The organism is Streptomyces sp. NRRL F-5650 (genome assembly GCF_000721365.1).
GTDB classification, from domain to species: domain Bacteria; phylum Actinomycetota; class Actinomycetes; order Streptomycetales; family Streptomycetaceae; genus Streptomyces; species Streptomyces ardesiacus.
Genome location: NZ_JOGV01000158.1, coordinates 1 through 484, shown reverse-complemented (window position 1 = coordinate 484; position 484 = coordinate 1). Strand labels below are relative to the sequence as shown.

1 protein-coding gene is annotated in these 484 nt (G+C 68.8%); it reads left to right on the top strand.

Annotated elements, in window-relative coordinates:
* The first annotated feature begins 98 nt into the window (after positions 1 to 98).
* The gene (locus tag IG88_RS0137905) at positions 99 to 389 is read left to right on the top strand and encodes a hypothetical protein (protein ID WP_030819783.1); all 291 of its coding nucleotides are present in this window, start codon (positions 99 to 101) and stop codon (positions 387 to 389) included.
* The last annotated feature ends 95 nt before the right edge of the window (positions 390 to 484 follow it).

The following is a 484-nucleotide window of genomic DNA, read 5'->3' as shown; positions in this document are numbered from 1 at the left end:
CCACCAGCCCCACGGAGCCCGGACCCAGCCCCTCCCACACCGAGCGCCTTAGCTGGGGTGCGGCGGGCCAGGGCGAGATCAAGAGGTGAGAGACCTACATGGACTTCAGCGAGGCAGTGCGGAACCCGGATCCGCAGCTCCAGGGCATCAAGGTCGGTGACCAGGTCGCCCAGTACGAGACGTGCCAGGTCCACTGGGGCTACACGATGGTCACCGTGGCCAAGATCGGCCGGGAGCTGATCCACACGTCGGACGGCCGGAAGTTCAAGATCGAGGACGGCATGGAGAACTACCGCTCCACCGTCAGCTACACCCGCATCGTCCGGCTCAAGGAGACCGGGATGCCGGAGCGCGCACCCCGAGCAGCAGCGGATGGCGGGCCCACCTGAGCAAGAAGCTCAGCGGCTACAAGGCCGCCTAAGCCACCGACCAGGGCAGGGCGGCCCCAACCCCCCCGCAGGGCCGCCCACGCCCACCACCAGCC

What these genes read in the sequence shown, in the direction of transcription:
- IG88_RS0137905 (WP_030819783.1), top strand. Translation starts at nt 99, where the DNA reads ATGGACTTCAGCGAGGCAGTGCGGAACCCGGATCCGCAGCTCCAGGGC.